Origin of the sequence: Mesorhizobium sp. M7A.F.Ca.ET.027.03.2.1 (genome assembly GCF_003999175.1) — a bacterium.
In the GTDB taxonomy this organism is placed as follows: Bacteria; Pseudomonadota; Alphaproteobacteria; order Rhizobiales; family Rhizobiaceae; genus Mesorhizobium.
The window spans coordinates 1-1375 of record NZ_RZOM01001337.1 but is presented as its reverse complement, the minus strand read 5'-3'; the positions used below and the strand labels follow the sequence as shown (position 1 = coordinate 1375).

The following is a 1375-nucleotide window of genomic DNA, read 5'->3' as shown; positions in this document are numbered from 1 at the left end:
ATGCCAAGGTGGAGACATTGAAAAAGATCGCCAGCAGCAATGCCATCGCCAGCCCCGCAAACAGGAACGTCGCGGCGAAGGTCAGGGGATTTCCGGTAATGCCGGATTGGGTATAGAGCCTGTTCAGCCAGACCATACCGAAAAGAAAATCGCCCGAGTCAGTGAGGCCACGCTCCCGCAGCAAACCTTGTAACGTTTGTTCGGCCGGGACCTCGCCGGCGAGCCGCTTCACCCGTCGATTGACCGCCATGGACCGGGAGCGGCGGCCGGCAAAGGAAAGATAAAGGGCTTCGCCGGCGAGAATGAGTGAAGCCGCCGCCAGCATGTAGATGAAGTAGAGCAGAGCTTGACCCGTCGGCATCAGAGGGCAACCTGCGGATTGAAGGCGTCCTTGGCGAAATGGTGGCCAAGCGTCGCGGCCTCCGGAGCGAAGCGCGGACGGACACCCGTTGCGCGAAAGTCTCCGATGACCTTGCCCTCGGCCGTCACCTCACGGCGAACGAAATGATAGATTTCCTGAAGCTGCACGACATTGCCCTCCATGCCAGTCAGTTCCGATATGGAGGTTACACGCCGCCCGCCATCCGAAAGACGCTGCGTCTGGACGATGATGTCGATGGCGGAGGCAATCTGCGCCCGGATCGAATCATGCGTCATCGGCATGCCGGCCATGCCGACCATCTGCTCCAGCCGCGAGATCGCATCGCGCGGCGTGTTGGCATGGATTGTCGTCATCGAGCCTTCATGGCCGGTGTTCATCGCCTGCAGCATGTCGAACGCTTCCTCGCCGCGAACTTCGCCGACGATGATGCGATCCGGCCGCATGCGCAGCGCGTTCTTCAGCAACTCCCGCTGGCGCACCTCGCCCCTGCCCTCGACATTGGGCGGGCGCGTTTCCAGCCGGCCGACATGCGGCTGCTGCAATTGCAGTTCGGCCGCATCCTCGATGGTGATCAGCCGCTCCTTGGAGGGGATGTAGCTCGACAATGCATTGAGCAATGTAGTCTTGCCGCTGCCGGTGCCGCCGGAAACCAGGATCGATTTGCGCGCCTGGACGGCGATCCGCAGCAGTTCGATCATGGGCGGCCGGATCGAATTGAATGCCATCAAACGCTCGAGCGAATAGGGATTCTTCGAGAATTTGCGGATCGACACCAGAGGGCCGTCGACCGAGACCGGCCGCACCGCGATGTTGACGCGCGAGCCGTCCTCCAGTCGCGCATCGACCATGGGCGACGATTCATCGACACGTCTGCCGATGGCCGAAACGATCTTGTTGATGACGCGCAGCAGATGCGCCTCGTCCCGAAACCGGATCGGCGTTTCTTCGACGATGCCCCGCCGCTCGATGAAAACGCGCTTGTGGGTGTTGATC

At 61.5% G+C, this 1375-nt stretch carries 1 protein-coding gene and 1 pseudogene; both read right to left on the bottom strand.

Features of this window, described 5'->3' with window-relative positions; all coding sequences use genetic code 11:
* Positions 1-361 (bottom strand): annotated as a pseudogene (locus EN750_RS34430) (type II secretion system protein F); the annotation flags it as partial.
* On the bottom strand, positions 361-1375 hold a 1015-nt coding region (locus EN750_RS34425), incomplete at its 5' end, for a CpaF family protein (protein ID WP_145968201.1). The pseudogene EN750_RS34430 and the gene EN750_RS34425, both read right to left, overlap by 1 nt.